Source organism: Sphingomonas sp., assembly GCF_048594985.1.
Taxonomy (GTDB): domain Bacteria; phylum Pseudomonadota; class Alphaproteobacteria; order Sphingomonadales; family Sphingomonadaceae; genus Sphingomonas_I.
In genome coordinates this window covers 1-6,912 of sequence record NZ_JBMDXG010000071.1, presented here as the reverse complement: position 1 = coordinate 6,912, position 6,912 = coordinate 1, and the positions used below count along the sequence as shown (strand labels likewise).

The following is a 6,912-nucleotide window of genomic DNA, read 5'->3' as shown; positions in this document are numbered from 1 at the left end:
GTCGGGCATCCGAAGGTGCTCGAAACCGCGATCGACACCGATCTGCCAGGCTATGTTCGCGCGGTGATCAGCCGCGACATCCGTGCATTCGATGGTCAGACCGTGCTGATCCCGCGCTCCTCGCGTTTGATCGGCCAGTATAAATCCGGACTCCAGGCGGGTCAGCGGCGTGCTTACGTGATCTGGACGCGCCTGATCCGCCCCGACGGCGCCTCGATCGCGCTCGGTTCGCCGGCGGTCGACTTTTCGGGCCGCTCGGGCCTGACCGGCGACGTCGACAGCCATTTCCTCAGCCGCTTCGGATCGGCGATCCTGCTGTCGGCGGTCGACGCGCTCGGCACGATCGGCAGCGGCCGCACGTCGGTCATCCTGTCGGGCAGCGGGCAAAACGCCGCCGGCGTCGCCGCGCAGCGCGACGGCCAGATACCGCCCACCGTGCGCGTCCGCCAGGGCGAGCCGATCCGCGTCTTTACCGCGCGCGACCTCGATTTCTCGACCGTGGGCCAATGGGTCAAGGGATGAGCAACGCCGCCCCCCGCCTGGCCGCCGTCGAAAAGAGCGAGAGCGTCTATCTCGACGCCTATCTCGCGCCGTTCCGTGCGTGGCTCGACCAGGAGGAGGTGAGCGAGATCCTGGTCAACCGGCCGGGCGAGGTGTGGATCGAAGCGGCGGGTGCTGCGGCGATGCAATGCGTCGCGGTTCCGGAAATCGACGACCGCCATCTGCGCCGGCTGGCCGAACAGATTGCGCGGATCAGCCATCAGGGAATCAACCGCGAACGCCCGCTGCTCGCCGCCACGCTGCCCGGCGGCGCGCGCGTGCAGATCGTGGCGCCGTCCGCGACGCACGGCCATTGGGCGATGGCGATCCGCCGCCACCGGATGGTCGATCTGACGCTCGACGCCTACGATCATGGCCGGCTCGCATCGGCCGCCGAGCCGCCGATGCCCGATCCGCAGGAGATGCCGGTCGCCTATCTGCGCGAGGCGGTGCGCCGCCGCCGCACGATCCTGATCAGCGGTGGGACGTCGACGGGCAAGACCACCTTCCTCAACGCACTGCTGCGCGACGTGCCCGCCGAGGAGCGGATCGTCACGGTCGAGGATACGCCCGAGATCAAGCTGCACGGCGCGAACAAGCTCGGGCTGGTGGCGGTGAAGGGCGAGCTCGGCGAAGCGCTGATCACGACCGACGACTTGCTGCAGGCGGCGTTGCGCCTGCGCCCCGACCGGATCGTGCTGGGCGAGTTGCGCGGCCGTGAGGCGGTCAGCTTCCTGCGCGCGATCAACACGGGCCATCCAGGATCCTTCTCGACCGTTCACGCCAATTCGCCGGCCGGCGCGCTCGAACAGCTGGCGCTGATGGTGATGCAGACCGGGCTCGGGCTCAGTCGCCTCGACACGATCGACTATGCACGCCAAGTCATCGACGTCGTCGTTCAGCTCGGGCGGGTAAATGGGCAGCGCCGGATCACGGCTATCGCGACCACCGCCTCCATGAACTGATCGGCAAAGCTGATTTGCAAAGACAGACAAAGTCGTGCCCGGCGTTTTACACCATAATAGATCACATTTTTTGGCATGATTATTATGATCCTATGATCCCGTTTTTTCTAGGATCGACGTTCGTTCGTAACGCAACTGTCACGTAACGAATTTAGCGGAGTCGCCTGTAGCCCGGCAGCCGCCGGGACCATGAACTCGATCCGAAAACGGGGGACGATCCGTGAAGAAGAAGCTGTCTTTCCTGATGCTGAGCTGCGCCGCGCTGGCGCTCGGCGGATGTGGCGCCGACGACGTCGCCTCCCCCGGCGAAGGCGTGATCGTCACGCCCCCCGCCAACGGCGGTAACAATGGCGGCAATAACGGCGGTAACAATGGCGGCAATAATGGCGGCGGCACCGGCCCGGCTGCGAACTGCCCCGCCGGAACCGTCGATCGCGGCATCATCGCCACCAACTGGCGCAATTGCGAGATTTCGGGCCGTATCTCATCCGACCTGACGATCCAGAACCTGCCGGGCGTCCGCTACTCGCTGTCGGGCCCGGTCAATGTCGGCACCGACATCGGCGGCGACGGGGCTGCGGCAGGCGGCCAGCGCGTCACGCTGACGATCCAGGCCGGCACCGTCATGTTCGCGTCGAGCGGCAACGATTATCTGGTCGTCAACCGCGGCTCGCGCATCAACGCGGTCGGCTCCGCCGCCGCCCCGATCATCTTCACCGCGCGCGCCAACATCGAAGGCACGACGACCGACTCCAGCCAGGGCCTGTGGGGCGGCATCATCCTGCTCGGCCGCGCCCCGATCTCCGACTGCAACACGGCGGTCGCAGGCGGATCGGCGCAGTGCCAGCAGGTGATCGAAGGCACGACCGGCTCGCTCTACGGCGGCGCCACCGCCGAAGATTCGAGCGGCACGATGCAATATGTCCAGATCCGCTATTCGGGCTTCGCGATCGCGCCGGGCAACGAGTTGCAGGGCCTGACGCTGGGTGGCGTCGGATCGGGCACCACGCTCGACCATATCCAGATCCACAACAGCTCGGATGACGGCATCGAGATCTTCGGCGGCCGTGCCAACCTGAAGAATCTGGTGATCACCGGCGCCGACGATGACGGGCTCGACACTGACCTCGGCTACAAGGGCTTCATCCAGTTCGTGATCGCCGCGCAGCGCGACGGCACCAACGGCGACTCGATGATCGAGGCGGACTCGAACGGCAACGAGGATGCGCTGCCGCGCCAGAACACCCGCCTCGCCAACTTCACCTTCATCCAGCGCTCGACGGTGCAGGGCCTCAACGCGATCCTGCTGCGCGGCGGCACCGACTATACGATGGTGAACGGCGTGGTGGTCTCGCCTGCCAGCACCTTCTGCCTCGATATCGACGAGACGGGCGGCACCACCACCCGCCCGACCAATGCCGGCCTCGACGATGTCGGCCCGCCGGTATTCAACTCGGTAGTCTTCTCGGGCGGCTGCACGGCATTCCGCGACAACGACAACAACGTCGCCGGAACGGCGGTCGCATCGATCTTCAACGCCGGCACGGCCAACCAGTCGAACTTCACCAATTCGCTCACCAACGGCTTTATCAATGGCGCCAATGAGCGCGCGGTGCCGGTGTTCGATGCCAAGTCGCTCGGCTCTTTCTTCGTGACCACCAGCTATATCGGCGCGGTCCGCGACACGTCCGACACCTGGTACGCCAACTGGACGTGCAACTCGGTCGCCGCGAACTTCGGCGCGGCCAGCGCAAGCTGCGCCGCCGCGCCGATCAACTAAGCCACTTTCGGGGGAAACCGGGACCCGTCGCGCCCTCTCCGGCGCGGCGGGCTTCGGCAAAAGGACATTCAGATGATCGATGCCCGTCACGCATGGCGCCTTGCCCTGCTTTCCTGCACCGCGATCGCGCCGTCGATCGCGCTCGCCCAATCGCCGCCGGCAAGCTCGACCCCGGGCAGCGCCGGAGCAGGCACCGCCGCGCGCACCAGCCCGACATCGGGGACATCGGACGCGAACGAGCAGGTCGAAATCTCGGCGCCCGGCGCGGGCGGTGCGGGGGGCGCGGCCGACATCGTCGTCATCGGCCGCAACATCCCAAACCCGGTCCGCGCCACGCCGCAGGTGGTGAGCGTTCTCTCCTCGGCCGAAATCGCCCGCTCGGGCGAGGGCGACATCGCCGGTGCGCTGACACGCGTCACGGGTCTGTCGGTCGTCGGCAACGGCTTCGTCTACGTTCGCGGCCTTGGCGACCGTTATTCGTCGGCGCTGCTCAACGGGCTTCCCCTGCCCTCGCCCGAACCGCTCAAGCGCGTCGTCCCGCTCGACATCTTCCCGACGAGCGTGATCGCGAGCGCGGTCGTGCAGAAGAGCTATTCGGCCAATTATCCGGGCGAATTCGGCGGCGGCGTCATCAACCTCACCACCCCGGTCGTGCCGAAGGAATCCTTCTTCAACATCGGCATCAGCGGAAGCTGGGATTCGCAGACTACCGACGAGCTCGGCTATACCTATTATGGCAGCCGGACGGACTATTTCGGCTTCGACACCGGCGCGCGTGACGTGCCCGAGGGGCTGAAGGGGGCGATCCGCAGCGGCAACCCCGTCGTCGTCGGCAGCAATTTCAGCGCCGATCAGGTGCGCGGCTTCGCCGCCAGCCTGAAGAACGCGAACACCACCGTGCTCCAGCGCAACAAGCATCTGCCGCCGAATTTCTCCGCAGATCTGTCGGCCGGCAAATCGACCGAGGTCGGCAGCGACGCGACGCTGGGCTTCGTCGCTTCGGCCAGCTTTTCCAACACCTGGCGCACGCGTGACGTGACGCAGCAGGTCGCGAACGATCCCGAATTGGCGAGCCTGCAGCGCGATTTCCGCACTGTCATCACCGATAATCGCGCGGTGACGAGCGGGTTGCTGAGCGTCGGCCTCGACTTCGCCAGCAACAAGATCCGCCTGACCAGCCTCTACATCCGCGACACGCTCAAGCAGGGCCGCATGTCGGCCGGCTACAATGCCAGCGTCGCCGATGCCGATCCCATTCCCAACCCCGATTTCTACGGCACGCCGCCGATCCTGCAGCAGAACACCTATTGGTTCGAGCGGCAGTTGATCGACCTGCAGGGCGTGGGCGAGTTCCATCTCGGCGACGTGTCGCTCGACCTACGTGGCGGTTACGCCAATTCGCAGCGCGAAAGCCCGTACGAGCGCGAATTCACCTACACCTACGATCGCAACACGGCGAAGGATTACGTCAACTTCCTCAGCCGTACCGGCGGTCAGTCCGCCTCGATCGCGTTCAACGACTTGAACGAGGATGTGTGGGCCGGCGGCGTCGACCTGGGCTACAAGCTCCCGCTCGACCGCGAAGTGCGCGTCAGCGGCGGCTATGCTTACAACAAGACCGAGCGGACCTCGTCGCGCTATCTGTTCGACTATGTCTCGGCCAACGGCGCGCTACCGATCGCGGTCGCGCAGCAGCGCCCCGACTATCTCGTTTCGGACTACAACATCTACACCTACGACATCCGCCTGTCGGACGCCTCGGGCGCGCAGGGCACGGCGGCCTATTCCGCCGATCTGCGCGTGCATGCCGGATATGGTCAGGTCGATGCGGAGTTGTTCGACGGGCTTCGCGTGAACCTGGGTGTCCGTTATGAAGACGGCCGCCAGAGCGTGCTGCCGGCGGGCACGGGCTTCGCGGCCACGCTGATCAAGCAGGATTACTGGCTGCCGGCAGCGACACTGACCTGGAATTTCGCGGAGGACATGCAGCTCCGCATCGCCGCGTCGAAGACGATCGCCCGCCCGCAATTCCGCGAGCTGGCCTATCAGGTCTATCAGGATCCCGAATCCGATCGCCAGTTCACGGGCAACCCGTTCCTGACCGACAGCGAGCTCAAGAACGCCGAGGCGCGCTACGAATATTATTATGCGCGTGGGCAGCGCGTGTCGGTTGCGGGCTTCTTCAAGCGGATCGACAATCCGATCGAGCAGGTCGCGTTCATCGTCGGCGGCGGCGGGCTGCGCACGGGCTTCGCCAACGCGCCCAAGGCCGATCTGTACGGCGCCGAGGCGGAAGTCGTGCATTCCGTACCGCTCAGCGGCCTCGGCGAAGCGGCCTTCTTCGCGTCGCGCAAGCTGATGCTCTCCGCCAACTACACCTACACCAAGTCGGAGCTGAAGCTGAACGACGAGTTGGTGATCGGGCCGGACCTCAGCGCCGTGCCCGCCAACGTGCTGTACCGCGACGGCGCGCCGCTGACCGGCCAATCGGACCATCTCGTCAATCTTCAGGTCGGGCTCGAGGCGGACGATCACCTGTCACAGCAGACGCTGATGCTGAACTATGCCAGCAAGCGCGTCACCAATCGCGGCCCGATCCAGGGTTCGGCCCGCCAGCCCGACATCTTCGAACGCCCGGGTTTCACGCTCGATTTCGTGGCGCGCGAGGAGTTCCAGGGCATCGGCAAGGGCATCGAGCTCAAGTTCGAAGCGCGCAACCTGACCGGGCGGAAATATCGCGAATATCAGAACTTCGAAGACCGTCGCGTGTACGTCAATTACTACAAGCTCGGCACGATCATTTCGGCGGGCGCCACGCTCAAGTTCTGATCGGACGGGCGGGACAGCCGATGCCGAAGGCGTATCCGGACGAGCTGCGTCAGCGCGCGGTGGAGGCGGTCGAGTCAGGCCAGACCTATGCCGCCACCGCGCGGGCGCTGGGCGTGAGCGTGTCCGCGATCGTCAAGTGGACGCATCGCCAGCGCACCACCGGTTCGGCCGCCGCGCGGCCGGCCGGGCGGCGCGACCAGCGCCGCTGGCTGGAACCGCATAAGGACTGGCTGCTGCAGCGGTTGAGCGAGGCGCCCGGAACCTCGCTCAAGACCCTGACGCAGGAACTGGGCCGTCGCGGCGTCCGCACGAGCCACGTCTCGGTCTGGCGCCTGCTGCGCGATGCGGGCGTAACCTTCCGCTAACGCGCGGACTTTTGGGGGAGCGCCGCCCTCATCGGTGGACGTGCGACATACCGCATCGCCGTCATCTCGTTGGAACCAAAGCGTCATCGCTCTGTCACGGCCCCCGCCCATAGGCGCGGGGCAATCCCGACAGCCGACCAGACGGGCCGCCGCATCGCGCGCGTCCCCCGGCGCGTCGGCAACCGGGGCGCCGCGCGAACAACGCGGCTGATCAAAGCAAGGGAGCTTCCATGTCTCGCACTCACCATGTCGGCCGCCTGCTGGCGGGCGTCGCCACCCTCGCGCTCGCGGGGGCGGCGTCGGCCGGCGATGTCGTCGGCACCGTCGCCGACGCGACCGGCGCGCGCCCCCTGCGCGGCGCGCAGGTGACGGTGGTCGAGCACAACCCGCCCCGCCGCGCCGACGACGGCGGCCGCGATCGCTTCACCGGTGT

6 protein-coding genes are annotated in these 6,912 nt (G+C 66.5%); all 6 read left to right on the top strand.

All coding sequences use genetic code 11. The features are described 5' to 3' along the window. Positions 1-522: TrbI/VirB10 family protein (locus tag ACOJSF_RS02545; protein ID WP_420140662.1), on the top strand; the 522-nt coding region annotated here is incomplete at its 5' end. After that, positions 519-1,505: a P-type DNA transfer ATPase VirB11 gene (gene virB11 / locus ACOJSF_RS02540; RefSeq protein ID WP_420140661.1), complete on the top strand. Its 987-nt coding sequence runs from the start codon at positions 519-521 to the stop codon at positions 1,503-1,505. The genes ACOJSF_RS02545 and virB11, both read left to right, overlap by 4 nt. A 244-nt stretch (positions 1,506-1,749) precedes the next feature. After that, positions 1,750-3,285: a hypothetical protein gene (locus ACOJSF_RS02535; protein WP_420140663.1), complete on the top strand. Its 1,536-nt coding sequence runs from the start codon at positions 1,750-1,752 to the stop codon at positions 3,283-3,285. Between the two features lie 72 nt (positions 3,286-3,357). After that, positions 3,358-6,114 carry a TonB-dependent receptor domain-containing protein gene (locus ACOJSF_RS02530; RefSeq protein WP_420140660.1) on the top strand — a complete coding sequence of 919 codons (2,757 nt, stop codon included), beginning with the start codon at positions 3,358-3,360 and terminating at the stop codon, positions 6,112-6,114. Positions 6,115-6,134: 20 nt separating this feature from the next. Continuing rightward, positions 6,135-6,479, top strand: a complete 345-nt coding sequence (locus ACOJSF_RS02525) for a helix-turn-helix domain-containing protein (RefSeq protein ID WP_420140659.1) — start codon at positions 6,135-6,137, stop codon at positions 6,477-6,479. A gap of 230 nt (positions 6,480-6,709) precedes the next feature. After that, a partial coding sequence (locus ACOJSF_RS02520) for a hypothetical protein (protein ID WP_420140658.1) occupies positions 6,710-6,912 on the top strand: 203 nt, incomplete at its 3' end.